The sequence below is a fragment of the Sphingopyxis sp. KK2 genome, from assembly GCF_001990265.1.
Taxonomy (GTDB): domain Bacteria; phylum Pseudomonadota; class Alphaproteobacteria; order Sphingomonadales; family Sphingomonadaceae; genus Sphingopyxis.
Genome location: NZ_LYVN01000284.1, coordinates 1 through 1,472 on the forward strand (window position 1 = coordinate 1; position 1,472 = coordinate 1,472).

The window sequence follows — 1,472 nt, forward strand, 5'->3', positions numbered from 1 at the left end:
GGCTCAGATTGCCGGTCGTCGTCGACCCGATACCGCTCGCGATGCTGTCGCGGCCCGTCGCGGTGCTGCGCTCGCCGCTCGCCTCGGCAAAGGTTCCGGTCGCGGTCGAACCGATGCCCGTCGCCCTTGCGCCCCAACCGAGCGCAACCGCGTCCATCGCGGCGGCGCGGCTGAACGCCCCGATCGCGATGGCATGGACCGCAGTCGCGCGGCTGTCGGGGCCGATCGCGATCGTGTCGGTCGCCGTCGCCTGCGAAAGCCCACCGATCGCGACATTGCCGTCGGTCGAAGCCACCGCCTGGTCGCCCATCGCGATCGCCGAATTGCCCGTCGCATTGCTCAGATTGCCGATCGCGATGGCGGCGGTGCCGGTGGCGTTGTTGTCGGCGCCGATCGCCACCGCGCCGGTGCCCGTTGCGACGTTCGGATCGCCGATGGCGACCGCGCCGTCGCCCGACGCGACATTCTCGAACCCGATCGAGGTCGCTTTGCCGTCCTTCGCGACTGCGCCCGAACCGATCGCGGTCGACCCGTCGGACTGCGCCTGCGCGCCGCCGCCGGCGGCAAAGCTGTCGTCGCCCGTCGCCTGTGCGGCGGGGCCGTTCGTGTTGGCGCCGACATAGGGATTGCTCCCCGCGACCACCCCCGCGATCGCGGCGTCGAGCTGCGCGAGGTTGACGCCGTCGGTTGCCGCTGTGCCGGCCGCCACATTGGTGAGCTGGCGCTCGCCGCCGGCGGTGCCGAAGGATACGCTGTCGTTGCGATCCGCGACCGAGGCATAGCCGAGCGCGACGCTGTTGCTGCCTGCGGCGTTGCTGGCGGCGCCGACGGCGGTCGCATTGGCGGTCTCGGCCTTCGAATAGGCGCCGAGCGAGGTGCTGTTGGCCTGTGTCGCGCGCGCGGCGTTGCCGAGGGCGGCCGACGCGAGCCCCGTTGAGACGGCGTTCAGGCCCAGCGCAGTCCCTTCGTTGAACGTCACAGCGCCGAACCCGAGCGCGGTGGAATTGATCCCGCCAAAGCTGTTGTAGCCGACCGCCGTCGAACTCGTCCCGGACTTGGCATTCGCCCCGACCGACGTCGATTTTTCGCGCGTGTCGGTGTTGGCGCCGACGGCGGTGGCATCGGAGGCCTCAGCCTTCGAATAGGCGCCGACGGCGGTGCTGTTCGCCTGCGTCGCGCGCGCCGCATTGCCGGTTGCCACCGATCCCAGGCCCGTCGAAACCGCGTTCACACCGACCGCTGTCCCCTCGTTGAAGGTCGCGGTCCCGAACCCGAGCGCGGTGGAATTGATCCCGCCGAAGCTGTTGTAGCCGACCGCCGTCGAGCTCGCCCCGGACTTGGCATTCGCTCCGACCGACGTCGATTTTTCACGGGTGTCGGTATTCGCGCCGATAGCGGTAGCGTCGGCAGCCTCGGCCTTCGAAGAGGCGCCGACGGCAGTCGTATTGGCTTGTGTCGCGCGCGCGGCATTG

The 1,472-nt window shown here is 70.2% G+C and carries 1 pseudogene; it reads right to left on the reverse strand.

Annotated elements, in window-relative coordinates:
- Nucleotides 1-1,472, reverse strand: a pseudogene (locus B1A78_RS21785) (hypothetical protein); the annotation flags it as partial.